The sequence below is a fragment of the Fundidesulfovibrio terrae genome, from assembly GCF_022808915.1.
GTDB classification, from domain to species: domain Bacteria; phylum Desulfobacterota; class Desulfovibrionia; order Desulfovibrionales; family Desulfovibrionaceae; genus Fundidesulfovibrio; species Fundidesulfovibrio terrae.
This window is the reverse complement of the sequence record NZ_JAKZFS010000001.1, coordinates 1,493,774-1,515,257: the sequence shown is the minus strand read 5'-3', so window position 1 is coordinate 1,515,257 and position 21,484 is coordinate 1,493,774. Positions and strand designations below refer to the sequence as shown.

Sequence of the window (21,484 nt, the reverse complement as noted above, 5' to 3'; positions counted from 1 at the left end):
CGTGAATCGGGCTGACGTTCTCGCGGCCTTGAAAGAGGCGGACCTGGGAATCAGCAGGGTAGGCAAGGATTACATCACCGTCAAAGACCCCGCGAGCGGCGAGAAGCTCCGCCTCAAGGGAGGGATATATGCCGAACACTGGCAACTCGCTGGCCTCCCTGGCGGAGCGCATGAGGTCCAAGGCCGAACAAGATCGGCAGGAACTCGAAGTCCTGACCCGGCAACGGTTCGATGCCTTGAGCGAGAGCTTGCGGCAATCATCGACCGCCGCGCTCAGTATAACCGAAGCCGCTATCCAGGACGCGCTTGGACGATTGGAGGCGAGCATAGCCTCGCGCTGCCAAACCCTGAGTTGGGCCTTCAGCAGGAGATGGTTGCAAGCCCTGCTCCTGGGCTTGGCACTTCTGATGGGAATCGCCCTGGGCGGTTGGGGCTTGCTGGCCATGCTCCAGAGCAAGGCCGCAGCCTTGCAGGGCGAGATTCAAGACCTGCGGGCAGACAAAGCAGCCTTGGAGGCGACCGTTGCGAAGTTGAGCGACCGAACCTGGGGCTTGAAGCTCCTGGAGAATCAGGAAGGGCGATTCATCGTCCTGCCGCCAAATACGACGCCCAAAACAGGCTGGACCGTGGGCAAACAGCAAGCGGTGAAGTTGGAGTAAGTCATGACCGAAATCGAACGCCTCCTCACGGACCCCCTGGCCAAGCTGGAAAAGGAATTACGCCAAGCGCAGGAAAGGCAGGGAACGCTCCTGACCGATCAACAGCGTATACTGGCAAACCACGCGAACATCTTGCACCAGCTCCAGCAGCAAGTCGCCAGACTGAGCGCTCAGCAACAGGAATCAGCGCAGCACTTACAGCGCTTGAGCGATATACACGAGAGTTTAGAGCCCTTGTTGGGGCGGTTGAACGACATCTTGAGCGTCAGGCAGAAAGGGTAAATCATTCACTCACAATATGATTTGGCCCCTAAGGAGATCATACGGTATCTCTTCAGCCTCACTTTCAATAGGCGAAGCATGGGGTAGGATACCAATGACAGGCGGAATGGCTGAGGTAGCATGTTTCCTATGATCACCGAGGGCTTGTTGATTTGACGTTAAAGTTTGCGAGTTCTGGGAAAATGGGAGGCAATCATCAACCTTCGCGCTCAGCACAACCGAAGCCGCTGGGCTGGACCTTCGCAGGAAATGACTACAAGCCCTGGCCCTGTGGCGCTGTTTCATCGCCCCGAGAGGAGGACGCTGACTTATTTGGGACAAACAAAATTTCTTTCCGTTGAGCAGGTTATGCTATACAATTCCGGATAAATTTTTAAGCCAAATTAATCAAAGCCAGAAATACTCGGATATTTTTCCTACATTTTTACGAGGGCAACAATGAACACTCACAGTCAGCTTCGAGATCATGAGTTCAAGAAAGGTAAGTTTTTCAGTCCTTTCAACAAGGCCCTTGGCGAAAAAGGGAAACTTCAATCATGGTTTCATGAAAGATTACCTGAGTATATGTGGATAGCTATTATTCTGGAGACATATGGACGTAAAGATGGATTTAATAAAATGTTTCAAATACTAAAAACACTAGTCGAGCTTAATCCAGCAGTAAGAAGGCCATCATGGTTTTCCATTCTAAAACTTCCAGAAGACGAACAATTAAAATTTTACGGCAAGTTAGAGACTACAATTGACAAACACATACTTTCGCCACTTACTATCGTTCATCAACACCATGAATTTCCGGTATTTGTTGATTTTTTTTGCAACAACAGCCAGACGCCGAAAGAGCGAACCGACATTATTACTAACACCATGCTGAAGGCAGCACATCATCAGTCGGATTTCGCAACAGATATTCGGTACATTGCTTTAATGCACCAAGTATTTTCTGGCTCCTTAAAGCTACCGAAAGAGGTCGTCGAGGAGTTGATAAAATACCCTGAACTTGAGCATACGGCCGAGGAAATGCACACAATTAGGCCCATGATCAGGTCATCAGAGATGTCACTAAAAATGATGGAATCAATGAATCTCCAAGGTGATACAGATGACACCCCGGATGAGATTATGTGCTCATTTTGGGATGTCCTCAGCAGATGTGTCGAATGTGAATTGTTTATTATTAAAAGAGAGGTTGAAAAATCAAATACAGATATGTATGTCGCGCACCTGCAAGAAATTTTTAGGTATTTATCCGAACTATTTACTGCAACAAAACCGCTTGATGCTAAAATGTTAGTACTACTTGGGATTGCAACGTACGCATACAAAAGAATGCATGAGGTATACGCACATGATTTATATAATTCAGTTTGCGGCAGAGGGGCCGTTCGCAGTATAATTGAGTGTTATATAATGCTAAAATACTTACTTCTAATCGAGAATGATCACAAAAACATATGGGAAGAATATCAGTATTATGGAATTGGATTGACAAAGCTCGTAGTGTCACGCTCAAGAGATTCTTCATCCGACCTATCGAATAGCCATGTAGACTATAGATATCTTGAGTTATTGGTTAATCATTATATGGATGAAGAATTTATCAATATGGACACTTCGTATTTTGATAAAAAAAATATTCGCGAAAAAGCAATAGCTGTCGATGAAAAAGAATTGTTTGGCCTATATTACGACTACGACTCCCATTTTGAGCATGGATTGTGGGGAGCTATTCGTGAAAGCGCTCTTGTGTCGTGCAAATCTCCTGCACATCAATTCCATTGCGTCCCTGATGCCCTAGCTGCGCAATCCCTGCCCAGTGTTTGGCACGACTGCAAGTTTGTAATGGGAAAAATTCTCGCCTTCTTAGACGAACAATACTTCATTCCCAACAAATTATTATCAAAGGTACAAAATGCATAAGCTAATAAACTCAGAGATTCTCAAGATACAACGTGAATATCTTCAGCTATTGCAAGGCTTAATAGTCAATGTTCACAGGTCTAAGATAGCCTCTGCGATTGATAATGTTTTGGTTTTTTGGCATTCTCACAGAAGAGTGACCTCGTTGTTTTTGAATTGTTTGGACCAAAGCTCCCGAGCATACTTATTTACAGGGGCTTCATATTTAAATACAAAAGACAACAACCACTACCCGTTTGTGTTGTTGGGAGACATCCATATAGTCGATGACCCATTGTGTAAGTTTGCAAAAATTTTCCCCAGAATAGTCACCAAGCAACAACAAAATTTACACTTTGATTACATTGTTAATGCAACTAATGACATTATTGACATAATACAAAGATACAATCAGTATATTTTAGTTCTGCCAGTTACATTTGGATTCCATGAAGAAAACCATGAAATCAATGAAGTGAGCACCAAAAATTTTCTATATTTATTTAAAGAAGAATTTTCAAGCATAAAGGAATACGCAACAAAACTTGTAAAAATAGAAGATATCTTTGACGCATTAAAAGACGAATGCAAAAACATTCCAATCTCGGACGCTACATCAACAGGCTGTGGATTGATTGAAGAATTTAATGAGTTAAAGACAAATTCTCTTATTAGTGGCTTGGCAAGCAGTAGTGATTCGTTTTTGTTTTATACCTATGTACATGGCATGTTGACACAATCTTTAGATATTATTTTGTGTTGCTTAAGATTTGGAATTGTCCCTTACATTAGAAGTAGAACTTGTTTTTACTATGCTGCGTCTGCAGCCGGAAACTTTCTAAAGATCTCAGAAATTCGAAATATGCATTTTCACATGACATGCGCATATATTCTTTACAAAACATTCCCTGAAGGATTTGAGCGCATTGGGTTTGAAGAGTATTGCAAGGCAGCTAGGGATTTTGACATTGATTCACGCTTTAGCGCGTTGTTATTGAAGCACTTAGAAACATCGCAATTGTCTTTTAGAGAAATTAAAGCTGAACTCAAGGTGTGCTTTGGACAGCTTGCTGAATCGCTCAAAGTATCTTTGGACTAGACTACAACAACATGAAGAAAAGTTCCGTCTTGGTGAAGCCCTGCACCATGGGCATTATCCTGCGCCACGCAGAGTTAACCTTGATATCCGCAAGCACAGATATGTGAAGGGCTGTTTCTATCCCCCTGCCAATCGGCATTGAAATTCGGGGCGTAGCCGAGCAAGTCCAGCATATCAGCCTCAAGGCTATCCTCTTGGCCAGACGTTGGGATGCAGGTGTGTAGGTCAAAAACCATTCGGGATCAGTCGGCAGCCCCCCCCTCAAATCATCTCGAATTGAAGGCGTGCTGCATTCTTGGCATCAGGGCCATACTCCAAATCAACCACTCCCACCTGACCAATGGTACAGGATCAACCCATACGCCATGCTTATGTTGCACATTATTGTCCGACCTCACCGCGCCGTGCACCATCCAGCCTTGCCGCCAGATTGGCCGTCCTCAAATGCGTGTACCGCGCCAGCATTTGAAGCGTCTTGTGCCCGGTGATGGCCTTAATCTCCATGACGTCCAGGTCCGTATGCTCAAAGAACCGGCTGGTGGCCTCGTGGCGCAGGTCGTGAAAGTGCAGATCATCCAGTCCGGCGGCACGGCAGGCATCGGCCATCTTGGCTGAGAGGTGATCGGGGCAGAAGGGGAATACCCTCCCGGAGATGTGACGGGGGAGGTCTTGGAGTACTTCCTTTGCCGTTCGGGAGAGGGGGACCGTCCGGGACTCCTTGTTCTTGGTGTCGTTCAGCCGCGCCCGGCTGGCCCTGATATCAACATCCTGCCAGCGCAGACCGACAATCTCGCCGCGCCTCATGGCGGTTGCCAGCGCGAACCGCACGACGAGCGCAAACTCAGGGGCGCAAGCGGCCAGCAGCCGTTTCTCTTCCCCCGGCTCCAGTCTCCGAGTGCGCCCCGGCGGCAGTTTCGGCTTGGCGGCCAGGGCCACGGGATTCGTCAGGCTTTCCATCCCCCAATCCGAGCGGGCGTAGTTGAACAGCCTGGACAGCAAGGCCAGATCAAGGCGGACCGTGTTCGGAGAAGCGCCCTCGGCTTCGCGTTCCCGCCGGAAATCGGCTATATCCTTGGATCGGATCGTGGCCATGATCCGGTGGGCAATGGTTCTCCGCTTGAGCCGGTCAACCCTGGAAATTTCGCGCCTGGGGTCTTTCAGGCGGGGCAGATATTCTTCCTTGAAGCGTTCAAGGCACTCGGCAAGCGTGTACGCCTCGGCTTCCTTGGCGGACACGAATTGCCCCTTGCCCATGGTCGCCTCTGTTTCTTTGGCCCACTGTTCGGCCTCGGCTTTGGTGTCGAATGTCTTGCAGGTGGTGGGATAGCCGCGCTTCCTGATCCGGGCCTCCCACTGGAGATTTCCACGCTTTCTAAAGCTCGCCATGCTCCACCTCCGTGAGCAAAGTGGAGCAAAATTGGAGCAAAAAAGCAAGCGGGCGGCCTAGCTTCTACAGCCAGACCGCCCGCAACCCGCGTCATTACTTGGTACCGGGAGGGGGACTCGAACCCCCAAGAGGTTGCCCTCGGCGGATTTTGAGTCCGCTGCGTCTACCAATTCCGCCATCCCGGCAAAGGGGTTCTTTACCTAGGCCAAGCCCTGGAATGTGTCAAGATTGGCTTGTGCTTGCGCCCGCATGGGCGTATCTCCAACCCCCCATGGACATGCCAGTCGGAACCATCGCCAACGCCGGGGCCATCGTGGCCGGGAGCCTCGTGGGCATCCTCATGCACGGCCGTTTCCCGGAGAACGTGAAGCGCATCGTGTTCCAGGGCCTGGGACTGTCGGTGCTGCTCATCGGCCTGCAGATGGCCCTCAAGATGGACCGGCCCCTGCTGGTGGTCTTCAGCATGGTGCTCGGCGGCATCGCCGGGGAACTCCTGCGCATCGAGGACCACCTGGAGTCCCTGGGCGAGCGGGTGAAGACCCTGGCGCGCTCGCGCAACGCCCTGTTCACCGACGGGCTGGTCTCGGCATCGCTCATCTACTGCGTGGGCTCCATGGCCGTCCTGGGCTCGCTGGACGACGGGCTGCGGCACGACCCCACCATCCTCTTCACCAAGGCCACCCTGGACGGCTTCGCCTCCATCCCCCTCGCCTCCACCTACGGGGTGGGAGTGATGTTCTCGGCCGTTCCTGTACTTCTCTACCAGGGGGCCATCACCCTGGGAGCCGGGTCCGTGCGCGAATTCGTCACCCCCATGCTGCTCACTCAGATCACCGCCACGGGCGGCTTGCTCATCCTTTCCATCGGCGTCAATTTGCTCGGGTTCGCGCAGATCCGCGTGGGCAACTTCCTGCCCGCGCTCGCCTTCGCGGCGCTCTTGAGTTTCACCCCCATTTAGGCCACAACCGGGACCGCCATGCACGAAATGTCCATCGCCCAGTCCATCCTGGACATCATCCAGCAGGAAATGGAGAAGAACGGCCTCACCCGGCTGATCCGGGTGAAGATCAAGTTCGGCAGGCTCACCAACACCGTGCCCGAGGCGCTCGAAACGGGCTTCATGGCGCTGACCATCAAGACTCCCCTGGAGTCCGCCGTGTTCGAGCTGGAGGAAATTCCGGCCCGCTACCGGTGCTTCAAATGCGGCAAGGAATTCTCGCCCGAGCACACCAACCGGCTGCTCGTGCCCTGCCCCCACTGCGGCGAGGAGCTGGGACATTCCGTCCTGGCCGGCAAGGAACTGTTCATCGACTACATCGAAGCGGAGTAAGCATGAAAGTATCCGTGGTCCGCAATGTCCTGGAGGCCAACGACCGCCTCGCCCAGGAACTCAAGCAGCTTTTCGCCGAGCGCGGCATCCTGGCGCTCAACCTCATGAGCTCGCCCGGCGCGGGCAAGACCAGCCTGCTTGAGCGCACCCTGGCCGACCTGGCCGGCGAGTTCAAGATGGCGGTCATCGAGGGAGACCTCCAGACCGACAACGACGCCCGCCGCGTGGCCGCCACCGGCGCCCAGGCCGTGCAGATCAACACCGAGGGCGGCTGCCACCTGAACAGCTCCATGGTGCTGGAGGCGCTCAAGGCGCTGGACCTGGAAGGCCTGGACATCCTGTTCATCGAGAACGTGGGCAACCTGGTGTGCCCGGCCGAGTTCGACGTGGGCGAGGACAGCAAGGTGACGCTTCTCTCCGTGGCCGAGGGCGACGACAAGCCCGAGAAGTACCCGCTGATGTTCAATCTGAGCGAGGCGTCGCTTCTGAACAAGGTGGATTTGCTACCCTATGTGGATTTCGACATGGAGCGCGCCAAGGGCTTCATGCGGGCCTTGAACAAGGACATCACCATCTTCGGGGTATCCTGCAAGACCCGCGAGGGGCTGGAAGGGTGGTACGAGTGGCTTCGCAAGAAGCGGGCCGCCAAGAAGAGATAGTGATAACGTGGAGGCCTGCAGCTTGTCGCGCTACTAACAAAATATCTCGATGAAAACGAAAAACGGGGGCCAAGCCCCCGTTTTTCGTTTCACAAGCCTTGCACACCAACTCCCTAAGGCTTATATTTATATTTATACTTTACATTTTAACACCTAAAACACCTGGGGCCTGGCATAGACGCCAACTTATCCCTTTGCGAGTAAGAACATATGCACGACATCATAGGAACATCCTACCAAATAAAAAATTACAAATGCATCGGAAACAATCCGACAGGATTCAGTTCAATACAAGCAATAAATATCATCATTGGAAAGAACAACTCTGGAAAATCAAGCCTTCTTGATACAATTGGATTAATAACAAACATTACTCACGGAATAGCCCCAGACAAACTTCGCGGCGATCAAAACCCGACAATTATCTACAATAAACAGCTTGAGGAACATGAATTACGTCAAGTATTTCGTGAGTCAACTTCCGGAGGAGAAATCCGTGGATACATAAATCATTGGAATTACGGTAAACAATACATAGGAAAAAAAATAACACTTGAAATTGAATGCATCACAGGAAAGCGAGGAACTCTTTCAATTGATGATTGCGATTTAATTACACCTGCTATGGACGACTTCAGAGCAGGCTACAAAGAAAACTTGGCACAAAACATAACAAATAAATATGCAAACAAACTTATCATAAAAATCGATGCCGAAAGAGATATTGTTGCAGAACAAAACACAGACAGACTTGACATACAAAGCTCAGGACATGGAATCACCAACATAGTCCAGAATTACATTGTCAATGCTGAACTAAACAATGACATAATACACGGAAAACTACTCAACGATTTGAATTCAATATGTAATCCAGAAATATACTTCGAAAAGATTGAATGCAAAAGACACCAGAATGGCACATGGGAAATATTCCTCACAGAACTCAACAAAGGATCTATTCGACTTTCAAACATGGGGAGCGGGATAAAAACAATTATCCACGTCCTCGTCGCGACGTCACTATCTAGACTTGTATACAAAAAAGCTCACGAGAATTTTATATACTGCATTGAAGAACCAGAAAACAACTTACATCCTTCAATGCTCAGGAGACTGCTGAAGTTCATCACAAAGCACACAGAGCACAACAAATCTTGCTTCTTCATCACAACACACTCGGCAACAGTTATTGATTTTTTCAGTAAAACACCAAGATCTGCCATATACCACAGTAATCATGACAACGGACAAACGACAATCAAACAGTCATTATCCTACGAACATCATAAAAAAATTCTTGACGACCTAGAAATTAGAGCAAGTGACCTCCTTCAATCCAACGGAATAATATGGGTCGAAGGTCCATCGGACAGAAACTATTTAAAAAATTGGATCAACATATGGAGCGATGGCATGCTCCAGGAAGGCATGCACTACCAAATCGTGTTTTACGGTGGTCGGCTGTTGTCACATTTGCACTCAAACCCATACGACCACAAATTAATAAGCATGCTTAATGTAAACAGAAACAATGCCATATTAATAGACAGCGACAAAAGAAACAAACATTCGCCCATCAATCACACCAAGAAAAGAATTCGTGACGAAATAATCAACCTCGGTGGCCACTGTTGGATAACATTTGGAAAGGAAATTGAAAACTACATCACCTCCCGCCTTGTCACATCTATACTTGAGCAAAGAAAAACAGTGCGAGTTGTTGGCCGGTTTGAAGATTTCTTTTCGTACCTTGATGAGATCAAACCAAGATCAGGAACGTTTTTTAAAGCAAACAAACCGAAATTATCCGAAATGGTATCTGAAATTTCAACAAAAGACGATATCACTCAGTGTCATGACCTACCAAAACAACTTGATACCATCTGCAATCTTATAAAACGTTGGAACACCATTTAGACGCTTTGCTATACGAGCAAGCATTTCCCTCCAGCCAACCGTGTCTCCTGTCCGTTCCCGGACATCCCCCGTCCGCTTCGAGGCTGTACTCCCCGCGCGCGGCCGTGCTACTGGCGGCCTAACCTACGATACCGCGCAGCCAAAGGAGGCAGCCATGCCCGACCTCTTCGATACCACCGTCATAAAATCCCTCACCCTCAAGAACCGCTTCGTGCGCTCCGCGACCTGGGAGGGCCTGGCCGGGGACGACGGCTCCGTCACCCCGCGCCTAAGCGACATGATGGCCGAGCTGGCCCGGGGCGAGGTGGGCCTCATCATCTCAAGCCACGCTTTCGTCTCCCCCGAGGGCCAGGCCGGTCTCAAGCAGCTTGGCGCGTACAGCGACAAGCTCGAGGACGGACTGGCCTCCATGACCAAGGCCGTCCATGACGCAGGGGGCAAGATCGCCCTGCAGCTGGCCCATGCGGGCACCCAGGCCAACGCCAAGCTCTCCGGCAAGCGCCCCGTGGGGCCGAGCGCCCTGCCGGACGCCGACTGCCGCGAGCTGGACGCCGAGGGCATCGCCGCCACCGTAGCGGCCTTCGCCCGCGCCGCCGGGCGCGCCAAGGAGACCGGCTTCGACGCCGTGCAGATCCACTCCGCCCACGGCTACCTCCTGAACCAATTCCTCTCACCGGCCTGGAACAAGCGGACGGACGAATACGGCGGCCCCCTGGAGAACCGGGCGCGCTTGCTCATGGAAGTGACGCACGCCGTGCGGGGCGCCGTGGGCGCAGGCTTCCCGGTGCTGGCCAAGATCAATTCAGAAGATTTCGTGGCGGGCGGCCAAACCCGCGAGGACTCGGCCGCCGTGGCCGCCATGCTGGAGGCGGCCTCCGTGGACGCCATCGAGCTTTCGGGCGGGTGCAGGCCCGCGGGCGAGGCCTTCATGCCCGCGCGCAAGGGTCGGATCAAAACGAAGGAGCAGGAAGGCTACTACCGGCAAGCGGCGGCCCTGTGCAAAAGTCGCCTGAAGATTCCGCTCATGCTGGTGGGGGGGCTGCGCTCCATCGAGGTGTGCGAGGAAGTCCTGAAGTCGGGGCTGGCCGACTATATCTCCCTGTGCCGCCCGCTCATCTGCGAGCCGGGGCTGGTGAAGCGCTGGCACGAGGGCGACCGCCGCCCGGCCCTGTGCGTGTCGGACAACGCCTGCTACGCACCGGGATTCGCGGGTGAGGGCATCCGCTGCGTGACCTTCGAGAAGAAGCGGGCCAAAGAGAAGAAGTAAGAAAAGGCCGGGGCTGCCCGCGTGGACGGCCCCGGTCTATTTTGTGAGATTGGGAGGGAAGATGCCTCCGGCGGCCAAAGGGACTTCGTCCCTTTGGAATCCCCTTTCGCCTCCGGCGGTGCTAGACGTACTCGCGCTTGTTCAGCCCCAGCAGGCAGAACACCTCGTAGGTGATGGTGCCCCACCATCCGGCCAGGTCCTCGGGGGTGATGCGCCCCTCGCCCTCGCCGCCCAGCAGCCAGATTTCGTCGCCCGGGCGCACGCCGTCCATGCCGGTCACGTCCACCGCGCACATCTGCATGCACACCCTCCCCAGCACCGGCACCCGCCTGCCTTTCAAGCACATCTGCGCCTTGCCCGAGAGCCCCCGGCTGTAGGCGTCGGCGTACCCGGCGGCCACGATGGCCACCTGCATGTCCTGCCCAGCCTTGAAGGTGCATCCGTAGCTGATGGTCTGCCCGGCCTTGAGGGGGTGCACGGAAAGTATCTTCGTCTTCACGCTCATGGCTGGCTTCAAGTCGCGCCCCAGCTCCTCGCGCGAGGTGCCGTAAAAGGGGCTCGCCCCGTACAGGGCGATGCCCGCGCGCTGGTTGTCCAGGTGCAGGTCCGGATGCCCCAGGATCGCCGCCGAGTTGGCGATGTTGGCTTTGTGGGGCAGGCCGTGGGCCAGGAGCTCGCGCCGGATGGCCGCGAATTCCTCGCCCTGCTCCCTGACGTAGGCCAGGGCCCCGGGCTCATCGGCCGTGGCCAGGTGGGAGCTGACGTACTCCAGGCGCACGTTCTTCATGGCCTTGAGTTTCGCGGCCACGGCGGGCACGTCGGCCAGGGTGAAGCCCAGGCGGCGCATGCCAGTGTCGAACTTGAGGGCGATGGGCAGCACCTCGTCCCGGTCTTTCTGGAAAGCGTCCAGCCTGTCCAGCTGGTCGAAGCTGTGGAAGAAGGCCACCACGCCCGCGTTCCACAGGGCCGCGTACTCGTGGTCCTCCACGGGTCCCAGCAGGGCGATCACCCGGCGGGCGTGGCCCGAGGCGCGCAAGGCCACGGCCTCCTCCACGGTGCCCACGGCAAAGGTGTCCGCGCCCTCGGCGGACAGGGCCTGGGCCACCTGGGAGAGCCCGTGGCCGTAGGCGTCGGCCTTGATGACCGGCAGGATGGCCCCGGACGCAGCCTGGAGCACATGATAATTGTGAACGATATTGGCCAGTTCGATGACAGCCGTGATTTTGTTGTAGGGAATGCTCATATCCGCTCCGTTGCCGGGAGTTGCGTGTTCGGGTATTCTCGCGGCGATGAATTCCTACCGCACAATTCGGGTACTGCCGCCCAACCTCCAGAACCAGATCGCCGCAGGCGAGGTGGTAGAGCGGCCGTCGAGCGTCGTCAAGGAACTCGTGGAAAACAGCCTGGATGCGGGCGCCGACCGGGTCCAGGTGACCCTGGACGGCGGAGGCCTCGGGCTCATCCTCATCCAGGACAACGGCCGGGGCATGGATCCGGGCGAGATCAAGCTCGCGCTCACCCGCCATGCCACCAGCAAGCTCACGGCCGTGGAGGATTTGGAAGCCATCGCCACCTTCGGCTTCCGCGGCGAGGCCCTGCCCTCCATCGCTTCGGTGTCGCGCATGCGCCTGGCTTCAAAGAGCCAGGACAGTCCTGACGCCCACTCGCTCGATGTGCATTTCGGGGATTTCCGCGAAGAAGGCCCCACGGCCATGCCCCAGGGCACGCGCATCGAGGTTCGCGACCTGTTCGCCAACGTGCCCGCCCGGCTCAAGTTCATGAAGACCCAGGCCACCGAGGTGCGCCGCTGCCAGGAGGTGCTGGAGCGCATGGCCTTGGCCCGGCTCGATGTGGCCTTCAAGCTTTCCATCGGGGAGCGGACGGTGCTGCGCTTCGTGGCCGGACAGGATCTGCTGGCCCGCCTCGCCGCCGTCTGGCCCCCGGCCGTGACCCAGGCCCTCACCCCCGTAGAGGCCGAAATGCACGGTTGCCGCGTCACCGGCTACGCGGGCCTGCCCCACGCGGGCCAGGCCCGGCCCGATCGCATGCTCTTCTACGTCAACGGCCGCCCTGTGCAGGACCGGGTGCTCCTGCGGGCGGTGCGCGAGGCCTACAAGGGCCGCATGCTCTCGCGGGAATACCCCGTGGCCGCCCTCTTCATCACCACCGGGCCGGGCGAGGTGGACGTCAACGTCCACCCGGCCAAGACCGAGGTGCGCTTCCGCGACGAGGGGCTCATGTTTTCGCTGGTGCGCACCGCCGTGGCCCGGGCGCTGGACCTGGGCGCTCCGTCGGCCAGGATGCAGAGCGTCATGGACCACAACGGTCCGTCCATCGCCAAAGACGCCCAGGACGGCCCCAAATATGCCACCTACCAGGAGTATCTGGTGGAGGTGGCCCGGGAGAACGCAGGGGAGCGGGATGCTCCGCGCACGCCTGGGGGACATGGACGGGACGCGGCCGGACGCGCCCTGGGCGAACCTGCCGCCTGGGAGGATTTCGCCTCCGGCAGGCTTGAGCAACCGGGAGAGGACGACGCGCGGTCAGGCTTCCTGCCGTCCTTCCGCTCCAGGGGCGCAGCGCAAGAGCGTGCCGGTTCGGCCTCCGGGTTCGAGCCCGGCGACGTCGGGGAGGACGTTCCAGCCTACCTGCGGCGGGGCGAATCCGGCCCGCGCCCGGGAGGATTATACGAAGGGACCGGCGAGCACGGCATGGCGGACGGTCCTGCCGCGCGCCACATGGAGCGCTTCCGGCAACCGGCGGCGTTGCACGAGGCCCAGCCCGGCTACGGCGTCGAGCGAGAGGCCCGGCCCACCCCTGCCCCCCAGCGCAAGGGGCGCGGCACGCGCGGCGTGGAGTACCTGGGGCAGGTGTCCGGCACGTACCTGGTGCTGCGCCTGGCCGGGGAAGGCCTGGCCCTCTTGGACCAGCACGCCGCCCACGAGCGCGTCCTCTACGACAAGATGCGTTCGGCCCACAGCAAGGGCCAGAGCCAGGCCCTGGCCATCCCCTTCGAGCTGGTGCTGCACGCTTCCGAACAGAAGAAGCTGGCCGGGCTCTGGCGGGACCTGACGGCCCTGGGGTTCCAGATGAGCGAGCCGCGCCCCGGAGTGGTGGCGGTGAAGGGCGTGCCCCCGCTTCTCACCACGGGGCAGGCCAAGGAATTTCTGCGCGAGGCCCTGACCGGGCAGGCCAAGAAGATGGAGGACCTGTGGGCGGTAATGAGTTGCAAGGCGGCCATCAAGGCCGGGGACAGGCTGGCCGACGACGAGGCCCTGGCCCTGGTTGACGCCTGGAGCGGAGCCAAGGACCGCGACTACTGCCCCCACGGCAGGCCGGTGGTGGTCACATGGGACACCAAGGCGCTGGAGAAGTTGTTTAAGCGCAGGAAATAACTCCTACGCTTGTAGGTGCGGCTAGGCATTGCCCCTGCACAACTATATTATCCAGATAAACGCGGCCTAGCTTTGGAGTGGATCCAAGGACCATATGTCATGAATTATGATTCTTCATTCCGAAAGAATCGGACTACAGGCTCTCCTTCTTTTCTGGCAAATTGAACATTCATCTCCATCTCTTTCCCCTGTTCACTTGAACACTGATGCTCAACAACAACAACCATGCTATCCTTCTCTAAGTCCTTCTTATCTCCTGCCCCAGAACCATACATTTTCAATATTTCTTTCCATTTTTTTTGTAAAAAATATCCAGCCGCAGCCGTTCCATCTGCTGTTCTTCCTGCACACACAAAAAAATATCTCGAATTTTTACACTCTTGCTGCGGACAAGCAACACGAGCAATAATCGAATAATCCCTATCTTTATCTGATATATCAACATCAAACCCCGGAACAATAAAGTGATCTGTGCACCGAACACCAAACTTACAAGATTCATCCCAAACTATTTTAAACAGCTTCTGCCTAGTGAACCTTTCAATTAAATTGGTTGCCCAATTAAATCCTAGCCCGATTGCAACCATAGTATAGTCAATTTCATCAAGATTATATTCAGAAATATCACTATCAACGATATACTTCGGGGTGATATCAACATATCGCCCGAGTAATCGTGAGACGTAGACGGCGGCCCTAATGTCCTGAAAGGGGATCCAAGCCCTCACTCCCTCCGGAACAGGAATCTTTGAGGGCTCCACATCTGGCGTAAAATACGTCTCCCACACATGTGTTTTTTGCTCTCTGTACTCTCTCAACAAAACTCTATATGGAAACACATACCTAACAGGGTTAATCCGTATTGAGGTTCCAAAAAAACTCGTGATCCTACCCGCTTCAAGATACTTCGCACAATACTCATAAATCTTCGGAATCAACCCAAGCATTGCCGCAACAAAGACAGAAACAAACAATGAAACCCAAAATTGCCTCTTTACCATACCACCAGTCTCGGGAATATTTAAAAGAAACAAGTAGATGACAATCGCCACAACTAGCAACGCCGCATTATAAACAAACAAGAAATTATTATGAACAAACTTTGCAAGACGATCCTTCTCAATAAACATCACCCCTCCCCTGCACACTGTTTCCGCAATTCACCAGGCAAAGAAAATCTGCCCCTTATAGAAAGCTATCCTTACCCGCCAGATACCCCTGCACGTAGTCCTTCACGCCCTCTTCCAGCGACGTGAACTCCCTGTCGTACCCGGCGGCCCGCAGCTTCCCCATGGGAGCTTCGGTAAAATACTGGTAGGTATCCCGGATGGTCTCGGGCATGTCCACGTATTCAATGTCCGGCTCGCGCCCCAGGGCTTTAAACACCGCCCCCACCAAATCATTGAAGCTGCGCGCCTTTCCCGTTCCCACGTTGAACACCCCACTGGCTTCCGAGTTCTCCAGCAGCCAGCAGACCACGTTTGCGCAATCTTTCACGTAAACGAAGTCCCGAAGCTGCCCTCCGTCCTCCACGCCCTCGCGGTGCGACCGGAAAAGACGCACCCTGCCCCGCTCGCCGATCTGGGAGAACGCCTTGCAGGCCACGCTCATCATATCGTTCTTGTGGTATTCGTTGGGGCCGTAGACGTTGAAGAATTTGAGGCTGGCGATCTCGTCCAGCCAGCCGTTCCTCAGGGCCGTGAGGTCAAAGAGGTGCTTGGAGTAGCCGTACATGTTCATGGGCCTGAGCGCTTCCAGGCCGGAATGCGCGTCCCCGAAGCCCCGCGAGCCGTCGCCGTAGGTGGCCGCGCTGGAGGCGTTCACGAAGCGCACGCCGCGCTCCAGGCAGCAGCGGCACAGCTCCGTGGTGAAGCGGGTGTTGTTCTCGTAGAGGTAGTCCGCGTCTGGCTCGGTGGTGGACGAACAGGCCCCCATGTGCACAACGCCCGTGATCCCGAAGGGGTCCTTGCCGCCTTCGATGCGCCGCAAGAAATCCGATTTGTGGATGTAGTCGGCGTAGCGCCGGTTCACCAGGTTGCGCCACTTGGAGCTTCGCCCCAGGTTGTCCACCACCAGGATGTCCTGGCGGCCCGCCTCGTTCAGCTTCCAGATGACGGCGCTGCCCAGAAACCCGGCTCCACCGGTGACGATCAGCATACGGCCCCCCTGTGCGCGCGTGCGAAGTGCCTGTTTTCCCGCAACTATGCCAGCCGGGCTGCGAATGCAACACTGCTTTGTCCTTGGCTGACTTCGTGAAATGATGTACAAGCGCCGCAGTGCCCGCAACCAACCCAGAGAGGCGAGTCTATGGCTTTTTTCGACGAGTTCGATATCGCAATCAAGCAGCTCTACGCCAACGCCGTGGATGAGGAACGCCTCATCCAGAATCCCGGCCCGGAAAGGCTCAGGCGGATCTGCCTGGAGGAGCCCGAGGTCCGCGAGACCAGCTACGGCAGCATCGTGGCCAACACCGAGCCCATGTCCCGGGCCAAGCCCTTCACCAAGAACAACATCGACGCCACCTACGGCCAGGCCGAGTTCGCTCTGCTCGCCCAGGCCAAGCAGGCGCTGAACAAGCAGCAGCTCATATGCATGGACGTGCTGGTGCGCGACGAGGGGCAGCCGGTCACGGCTAGGCTCCTGGTGCCGCGCCGCTTCGCCCACATCGCCTACGGCGGCCACAAGCTCTTTGGCCCCCGGGTGAACAACGTCACCGACCCCACCTACCAGGTGATCTTCTTCTACGACGACGCATGGGAGCAGAACGGTTCCAAACCCCTGCCGGAAAAGGACATCACCATCCGCCTGGTGCACTCTCAGGACGGACGCATGATCAAGCTGGTGCGCAACTCCAGCTACCTGGGCGAATGGAAGAAAGGCGTGTTCGCCGGCGAGGACTGGCGCGCCAAGCTCGAGCGCCAGGGCATCTTTCTGCACGCCGGATGCCGCCGCGACTGCCTGGAGATGGCCCACGGCGGCATGCAGACCCAGACCTCGCTCTTCGTGGCCCTCTCGGCCAATGGCAAGACCTCGCTCACCTGCCGGGTCATGGCCCGCAAGAACGGCGAGGAATCCTGGCTCATCCAGGACGACGGCGGCATCCTGAAGCGCGACGGCTCCTTCCACGGCTTCGAACAGGGCGGCATCTACGCCAAGACCGACGGCCTGACCCCCAGCGAGCAGATCGAGACCTACTACGGCGCGCTCAAGCCCGACGCCTACCTGGAGAACGTTCACGTCGACCAGAACGGCGACATGGACTTCTTCAACATCGAGCTGACCTCCAACGGCCGCGTGGTGGTGGAGCGCCGCGACTTCATGCACGCCCACCGGCACATCACGGCCAGCGACGTCAACAACCTGTTCATCATCACGCGCGGCCCCACAGTGCCCGCCGTGTCCAAGCTCACGCCCGAGCAGGCCTCGGCCTTCATGGTGCTGGGACAATCCATGGAGTCCTCGGCCGGCGACCCTACCCAGGCGGGCAAGATCAAGAACGTCTTCTTCTACGACCCCTTCCTGGCTGGCGACCGGGTGGACCACGCCCATCTCTTCCACGAGATCCTCGCCGCAAACCCGCACATCAACTGCTACCTGCTGAACACCGGCGGCGTGGGAGAAGGCGAGCACTTCCGCAAGATCACCCTTGGCGACACGGTGAACATCCTGGAATCCATCCTACGCGGCGACCTGGAGGACTGGGAGGTCAACGAGGCCGTGGGCCTGGCCGTGCCCAAGGCTGTGAGCGGCGTGGAGTCCATCCTCATGCATCCGGAAAAGCTTTTCCCCAAGGGCGAGTTCGGCAAGCGCCAGGCCGCGCTCCACGAGACACGCCTGGGCATCCTGGAATCCTTCGGGGGGCTCGACCGGGCCATCGTGGAATCCATCAAGAAATAGCCCCGGAACTCGGCCGCTCGGCGGCATATGGTTGAAACGAAAAAAGGCAGGGCCGTCACGGCTCTGCCTTTTGTATTGTGCCGCTCGAGCCGGAATTATTTCCCTGCACGCCGCCGCATCAAGGCGGAGCAGGCCAAGCCGGAGCCAAGAAGAACCAGGCCGCACGGTTCCGGCACAGCCGAGGGAAGGCTCGGATCGTCGCCTTGCACCGAACCTCCGGCGATGAGCAGCCCGCTGGAGTAAATCTCATCACCGACGTTGGCCACGGCGAAAACAAGCGCGTAGGTCCCGGCGGTCGTCGTGTCGAAGGTGAAAACCGCGTTGACCCAGTTTGTCGAACCGCCCAGTCCGTTCCCTGGCGAACTGCTTGGATCCTGCGGGTAGCCGTTGGGGCCGTATTGCGTGGCGTCGGGATCAGCCCCGGAGGTGCCCGCCGTCAACGGATTCAGGAAGAAGACGTCTCCCTGAAGGCCTGCCGAGGACGGCGTGAGGACCAGGCCGGACGGGAAGCCACTGAATCCGAATCCGGGCACGGCCGAACCGCTGCCCCCGGTGCGCGCGGTGAAGAAATTGAGCGGAGACGCTCCGGTGGGCGCGCCGCTGGCGTCAACGGGCAGCAGATAGGCCGCCCCCCAGTCGGAGAAGGTGTCCGTGCCGTCGTTGGTGATGAACGAAAAGTCGAAGTTGATCTTTTCGCCTGCGACGGCCGTGAACACCGGTGAAATCATCGCACTGCCGTTGGTGGAACCGGGAATGCCGGGAGCTCCGGGTATGGCCGAGGCCGCCAGACTGGTTGGATTGAGCGCCGGAAAGCCTCCGCCGCTGTCCGTGACGATATAAAGATCCACGGGATCGCCACTGGGCGACAGGAACGGAGGCGCGCTCGCCTTGACCCCGCCGCCCAGGCTCCCTCCCATGAGGGTCCATCCGCTCGGGGTGTTTCCTGGGCCCTCCAGCACAGGGATGGCCCACGCAGATGCAGCAGCCGACACAAAGAACACAAACACGATATATGCCACCAGAGACGTTCTCATTATTACACCCTCCTCATGTTTACCTCCCACCGTTTGCTCACCCACAAAGGCAGCAACAACTATTCCACATCAGAACTGCGAGAAAGAACTACAACATAAAGGCCAACGATAACTGTGTCAGCAGTTGAGGTTGTCAAATCAACCGACATGCCATGAATGATTCTTTACAATTCCTACAGCCAACATCAATAATCATTATCATTCGAAATTGGAATTAATATCTTCCAACACACAAAAAGAACAATTGACGCTGGATTATTACAGGACAACCTTATCGCCCACTCGTACGGCACATGCTCATCAGCGTGTATGGAGGTGACCGCGGCACTGGCCATCGAAGAATGCAAATATGAAATCGAGGGCATGAAGCACTAGATGAAGCTGCAGAGACAGGAAAAATCGCGAGGGCGCGGCCCAAGGCGCGGGATGCGACTGCGGCGTCAAGGACCACGGGCATGGGCACGACTGCTGCCGCAACAAGGCGAAGCCTGAAGAGGCATAGACTTGGATCATTCCTGTCGCTCCTTCGTCGGATGACTGTCCGGGACGCGCTCAGGCTGCGCTAAGGGGTGGGGACGCCCCGCGACAGGTCCGATGACAGGGCTCCGCCCTTGAGGCGGACGTGAAAATGCCCGTCCAGCGAATGCTGGACGGGCATTTTTGACGGTGATGGAGCGCCCTGAACGCGCAGGAACGCCTCACCGGCAAGTGGCCACGCGCCTCTTCCCCTTGTCTGGGCGCTCAAAATATCAGCACTTGCAATTTATCCACCCGACGAATAATCCTTGCCTTGCGCCCCCATCTTCACCAGAGGAGTCGAATTATCCAGCGGAGGGTAATCATGTTCCCCCTCAGATCCATTCCAGAACAGGAAATGTCTGGGGACGACGCAATCGTATTGCTTGAAATTATTCAGCAATGCCTGTTTTGCACAACAAGCGACGAATATCACGAGATATTCGTAAAATTGAAGAAGCTTTTCCAGTTCGACCATGCATTTTCAGGAATAGCCAAACTCGGAACCGACTCGATCATCTCCTACAACATCGAGAACATCAGCTACCCCGCTGATTGGCTACGAGTATACTACGAAAAGAATTTTCTCGAATCCGACGTCATCATCAACGAAAACTTCAAATCCTTCTCTGTACAATACTGGCGGCAGACGTACCGTCGCACCCCTCCACCATCGGAATATGTATCCATCTCAACGGATTTTGGACTGACAGATGGATATACGCATGGTTCACGTCCGTTCGGCCAATGGAAACATGCGAGCCTGTTTTCGTTTTCCAGCCCCATCATGAAAAAGCTTGAACTCCGGACGGTCAAAATCCTCGAAACAATAATCCCCCATTTGCATCAAGCCATTTCCACCTTCATGCACAGCAGGGACACTTCAGCCCTGGCCTGCAAAATCTCGAAACGGGAACGCGAGATCCTGCGCTGGCTCAAAGACGGAAAAAGCTCTTGGGACATGTCCGTCATTCTCAACATCAGCGAACGGACAGTGAATTTTCACATATACAACATACTGAGAAAACTCAATGCCGTAAACCGATCCCAGGCTGTTGCACAGGCAATACATTGTGGATTGATTGAAATTGACTGAACCACTGATACATTTTTGGGTTCTTCCGAGAGTTCAGCTCATCGAATTCGCGCAGGTCCAGAATTGCAGCAACGGCCTCAACACCGTCCGGCATCACGACAGGATCCCCAATAGGCCTGCACACAAAGCCGCAAATCCGCATCATCCGGTACACCTTCTTCTCGACAGCCAGATATAGATAACGTATATCATTCGCGTTGCACCAGTGATAAACGCACTTATGAAGCATCATCTGGATGCTGTTGTAGCCGAAATTTTCGGCACGCATCAATTGCTTTGCGTACGGCGACAGGCACAACCTTGACATCTCCCCGGTGCGGCTGTCCTTGCGAATGGTGTAGTGCGGCCCAACCATGCTGCGGAAATCACTCTCGACCATGAATCTCCGCCCCGGCTTGATGACTCTCAGGTAAGCCAGAAGCCTTGGCCCTTCAAACACTCCAAAATGAACCGCATCGTCATCGTAAGCATCGCATTCCAAACCATCGTTTCGAACGGGAACCCACCGCAAGGACTCCGCAAACACCTCGTGCCTTAATCTGTACCCCTTCAGCATTTCTTCATCATCATCGATGCTTCTGGCCGAAAACTGATCCTCACTAATCCAAACACCTTCATACTCCCGACGTTCGAACACGAGCGCGCTGGACATATCATCCCCTCCTGGCCGTTTTGAGAGGATGAATATTTATAATCAGTAGCTCGTCACCTGTTAGAAATGACAGGTGTCAGCGTAACCCTTTTCGATATTGAATGCCTTTATTCAACTGATCGGGGAGGACGACATGGGCACGTGCGAATGGTGTAAGTATGAGCCGAGATGGGATTCCGACGATCCGGACGCCAAGGGACTTTGCCGCTGGGCCGAACAGTTCTCCGGCATCCCCCTTCCGGCCAGCATAAAACCCTGGATACGACTCTACGACGACTCTTCAAAATTCATCAACAACATGATGCATCCCGTCACTCGAGAATCATGCATCACCTGCCTTTCATTCGAGGCAAAAAGTTGCAGCGCATGACATTGCGCCGCCCGCGCCAGCG

Annotated in this window: 18 protein-coding genes and 1 tRNA gene; 12 read left to right on the top strand and 7 right to left on the bottom strand. The window is 55.6% G+C overall.

All coding sequences use genetic code 11. The annotated features are described in order from the left end of the window. Window positions 1-128 precede the first annotated feature (128 nt). The 4 genes from ML540_RS07100 (at window position 129) to ML540_RS07085 (ending at window position 3,939) form a co-directional block, all read left to right on the top strand. Window positions 129-659: a hypothetical protein gene (locus tag ML540_RS07100; RefSeq protein ID WP_243359606.1), complete on the top strand. Its 531-nt coding sequence runs from the start codon at window positions 129-131 to the stop codon at window positions 657-659. A gap of 3 nt (window positions 660-662) precedes the next feature. Beyond that, window positions 663-941 (top strand): hypothetical protein, encoded by a 279-nt coding sequence (locus ML540_RS07095; RefSeq protein ID WP_243359605.1) that lies wholly within the window; start codon window positions 663-665, stop codon window positions 939-941. 438 nt (window positions 942-1,379) lie between these two features. Continuing rightward, complete coding sequence (locus ML540_RS07090) at window positions 1,380-2,861, top strand: DUF5677 domain-containing protein (RefSeq protein WP_243359604.1); 1,482 nt, start codon at window positions 1,380-1,382, stop codon at window positions 2,859-2,861. After that, window positions 2,854-3,939: a hypothetical protein gene (locus ML540_RS07085; RefSeq protein ID WP_243359603.1), complete on the top strand. Its 1,086-nt coding sequence runs from the start codon at window positions 2,854-2,856 to the stop codon at window positions 3,937-3,939. The genes ML540_RS07090 and ML540_RS07085 overlap by 8 nt, the downstream gene beginning before the upstream one ends. Before the next feature lie 381 nt (window positions 3,940-4,320). Here the strand turns inward: ML540_RS07085 and ML540_RS07080 are convergent, their stop codons facing one another. Together ML540_RS07080 and ML540_RS07075 are read right to left on the bottom strand one after the other, a co-directional pair. Further along, entirely contained in the window at window positions 4,321-5,325 is a 1,005-nt protein-coding gene (locus ML540_RS07080; protein ID WP_243359602.1) for a site-specific integrase, read from the bottom strand. Between the two features lie 99 nt (window positions 5,326-5,424). Beyond that, window positions 5,425-5,511, bottom strand: a tRNA-Leu gene (locus ML540_RS07075). A gap of 86 nt (window positions 5,512-5,597) precedes the next feature. Between ML540_RS07075 and ML540_RS07070 the strand changes: the two genes are divergently transcribed. From ML540_RS07070 to ML540_RS07050, 5 genes are all read left to right on the top strand, one after another. After that, complete coding sequence (locus tag ML540_RS07070) at window positions 5,598-6,284, top strand: DUF554 domain-containing protein (RefSeq protein WP_243359601.1); 687 nt, start codon at window positions 5,598-5,600, stop codon at window positions 6,282-6,284. Between the two features lie 18 nt (window positions 6,285-6,302). Further along, window positions 6,303-6,656 (top strand): hydrogenase maturation nickel metallochaperone HypA/HybF, encoded by a 354-nt coding sequence (locus tag ML540_RS07065; protein WP_243359600.1) that lies wholly within the window; start codon window positions 6,303-6,305, stop codon window positions 6,654-6,656. A gap of 2 nt (window positions 6,657-6,658) precedes the next feature. After that, window positions 6,659-7,315 (top strand): hydrogenase nickel incorporation protein HypB, encoded by a 657-nt coding sequence (gene hypB, locus ML540_RS07060; protein WP_243359597.1) that lies wholly within the window; start codon window positions 6,659-6,661, stop codon window positions 7,313-7,315. 210 nt (window positions 7,316-7,525) lie between these two features. Next, window positions 7,526-9,235, top strand: coding sequence for an ATP-dependent nuclease (locus ML540_RS07055; protein ID WP_243359595.1), 1,710 nt, complete (start codon window positions 7,526-7,528; stop codon window positions 9,233-9,235). A 154-nt stretch (window positions 9,236-9,389) separates the two neighbouring features. Further along, entirely contained in the window at window positions 9,390-10,502 is a 1,113-nt protein-coding gene (locus ML540_RS07050) for an NADH:flavin oxidoreductase (protein ID WP_243359593.1), read from the top strand. A 121-nt stretch (window positions 10,503-10,623) separates the two neighbouring features. On the opposite strand, the gene alr is transcribed toward ML540_RS07050, so the two are convergent. Continuing rightward, a complete protein-coding gene (gene alr / locus ML540_RS07045; protein ID WP_243359592.1) occupies window positions 10,624-11,745 on the bottom strand; it encodes an alanine racemase in 1,122 nt (373 codons plus the stop codon). A 46-nt stretch (window positions 11,746-11,791) separates the two neighbouring features. Between alr and mutL the strand changes: the two genes are divergently transcribed. After that, on the top strand, window positions 11,792-13,897 hold the full coding sequence (mutL, locus tag ML540_RS07040; RefSeq protein ID WP_243359591.1) for a DNA mismatch repair endonuclease MutL: 2,106 nt from the start codon (window positions 11,792-11,794) through the stop codon (window positions 13,895-13,897). Between the two features lie 104 nt (window positions 13,898-14,001). Here mutL and ML540_RS07035 read toward each other — a convergent pair whose 3' ends face one another. Then, window positions 14,002-15,027: a hypothetical protein gene (locus tag ML540_RS07035; RefSeq protein ID WP_243359590.1), complete on the bottom strand. Its 1,026-nt coding sequence runs from the start codon at window positions 15,025-15,027 to the stop codon at window positions 14,002-14,004. A 55-nt stretch (window positions 15,028-15,082) separates the two neighbouring features. Then, complete coding sequence (gene rfaD, locus ML540_RS07030) at window positions 15,083-16,054, bottom strand: ADP-glyceromanno-heptose 6-epimerase (RefSeq protein ID WP_243359589.1); 972 nt, start codon at window positions 16,052-16,054, stop codon at window positions 15,083-15,085. A gap of 150 nt (window positions 16,055-16,204) precedes the next feature. On the opposite strand from rfaD, the gene ML540_RS07025 reads away from it, so the two are divergent. Continuing rightward, on the top strand, window positions 16,205-17,794 hold the full coding sequence (locus tag ML540_RS07025; RefSeq protein WP_243359588.1) for a phosphoenolpyruvate carboxykinase: 1,590 nt from the start codon (window positions 16,205-16,207) through the stop codon (window positions 17,792-17,794). Window positions 17,795-17,889: 95 nt separating this feature from the next. On the opposite strand, the gene ML540_RS07020 is transcribed toward ML540_RS07025, so the two are convergent. Further along, window positions 17,890-18,828: a hypothetical protein gene (locus tag ML540_RS07020; RefSeq protein ID WP_243359587.1), complete on the bottom strand. Its 939-nt coding sequence runs from the start codon at window positions 18,826-18,828 to the stop codon at window positions 17,890-17,892. Window positions 18,829-19,669: 841 nt separating this feature from the next. Here ML540_RS07020 and ML540_RS07015 point away from each other — a divergent pair. After that, a complete protein-coding gene (locus ML540_RS07015; protein ID WP_243359585.1) occupies window positions 19,670-20,440 on the top strand; it encodes a helix-turn-helix transcriptional regulator in 771 nt (256 codons plus the stop codon). Here ML540_RS07015 and ML540_RS07010 read toward each other — a convergent pair. Next, on the bottom strand, window positions 20,373-21,092 hold the full coding sequence (locus ML540_RS07010; protein ID WP_243359584.1) for an acyl-homoserine-lactone synthase: 720 nt from the start codon (window positions 21,090-21,092) through the stop codon (window positions 20,373-20,375). The two genes, ML540_RS07015 and ML540_RS07010, sit on opposite strands and share 68 nt — an antisense overlap. Between the last annotated feature and the right edge of the window lie 392 nt (window positions 21,093-21,484).

Excerpts from the sequence above, each read along its gene's own strand:
- ML540_RS07015 (WP_243359585.1), top strand. The coding sequence starts at position 19,670 with ATGTTCCCCCTCAGATCCATTCCAGAACAGGAAATGTCTGGGGACGAC.
- ML540_RS07080 (WP_243359602.1), bottom strand. The coding sequence starts at position 5,325 with ATGGCGAGCTTTAGAAAGCGTGGAAATCTCCAGTGGGAGGCCCGGATC.
- ML540_RS07065 (WP_243359600.1), top strand. The coding sequence starts at position 6,303 with ATGCACGAAATGTCCATCGCCCAGTCCATCCTGGACATCATCCAGCAG.
- ML540_RS07035 (WP_243359590.1), bottom strand. The coding sequence starts at position 15,027 with ATGTTTATTGAGAAGGATCGTCTTGCAAAGTTTGTTCATAATAATTTC.
- ML540_RS07010 (WP_243359584.1), bottom strand. The coding sequence starts at position 21,092 with ATGTCCAGCGCGCTCGTGTTCGAACGTCGGGAGTATGAAGGTGTTTGG.
- ML540_RS07100 (WP_243359606.1), top strand. The coding sequence starts at position 129 with ATGCCGAACACTGGCAACTCGCTGGCCTCCCTGGCGGAGCGCATGAGG.
- ML540_RS07025 (WP_243359588.1), top strand. The coding sequence starts at position 16,205 with ATGGCTTTTTTCGACGAGTTCGATATCGCAATCAAGCAGCTCTACGCC.
- ML540_RS07050 (WP_243359593.1), top strand. The coding sequence starts at position 9,390 with ATGCCCGACCTCTTCGATACCACCGTCATAAAATCCCTCACCCTCAAG.
- ML540_RS07070 (WP_243359601.1), top strand. The coding sequence starts at position 5,598 with ATGGACATGCCAGTCGGAACCATCGCCAACGCCGGGGCCATCGTGGCC.
- mutL (WP_243359591.1), top strand. The coding sequence starts at position 11,792 with ATGAATTCCTACCGCACAATTCGGGTACTGCCGCCCAACCTCCAGAAC.
- ML540_RS07055 (WP_243359595.1), top strand. The coding sequence starts at position 7,526 with ATGCACGACATCATAGGAACATCCTACCAAATAAAAAATTACAAATGC.
- ML540_RS07020 (WP_243359587.1), bottom strand. The coding sequence starts at position 18,828 with ATGAGAACGTCTCTGGTGGCATATATCGTGTTTGTGTTCTTTGTGTCG.
- rfaD (WP_243359589.1), bottom strand. The coding sequence starts at position 16,054 with ATGCTGATCGTCACCGGTGGAGCCGGGTTTCTGGGCAGCGCCGTCATC.
- hypB (WP_243359597.1), top strand. The coding sequence starts at position 6,659 with ATGAAAGTATCCGTGGTCCGCAATGTCCTGGAGGCCAACGACCGCCTC.
- ML540_RS07090 (WP_243359604.1), top strand. The coding sequence starts at position 1,380 with ATGAACACTCACAGTCAGCTTCGAGATCATGAGTTCAAGAAAGGTAAG.
- alr (WP_243359592.1), bottom strand. The coding sequence starts at position 11,745 with ATGAGCATTCCCTACAACAAAATCACGGCTGTCATCGAACTGGCCAAT.
- ML540_RS07095 (WP_243359605.1), top strand. The coding sequence starts at position 663 with ATGACCGAAATCGAACGCCTCCTCACGGACCCCCTGGCCAAGCTGGAA.
- ML540_RS07085 (WP_243359603.1), top strand. The coding sequence starts at position 2,854 with ATGCATAAGCTAATAAACTCAGAGATTCTCAAGATACAACGTGAATAT.